The following is a 209-nucleotide window of genomic DNA, read 5'->3' on the forward strand; positions in this document are numbered from 1 at the left end:
TCAGGTTCGGTGCCGACCGGGGACCGCTCTGGCCGCCGTGGTCGCCGGTGGTGTCGGATTCGTGGTCGCAGGTTTCGGTCAGGTGGACCTTGTAGCCGTTCCAGAACAGGTCGTCGCCTTTGGCGGCCCACCGGTGTCGGTGTCGTACGGTGATGTGATCCGGGATCTGGCGGGCGGGAGACCGTCCGTGTCCGCCTCCCGCCGCCGGA

At 68.9% G+C, this 209-nt stretch carries 1 pseudogene; it reads right to left on the reverse strand.

Annotation, left to right across the window (positions count from 1 at the left end):
* Positions 1-209, reverse strand: a pseudogene (locus ACLQ24_RS30815) (hypothetical protein); the annotation flags it as partial.

Origin of the sequence: Micromonospora sp. DT4 (genome assembly GCF_049841675.1) — a bacterium.
In the GTDB taxonomy this organism is placed as follows: domain Bacteria; phylum Actinomycetota; class Actinomycetes; order Mycobacteriales; family Micromonosporaceae; genus Micromonospora.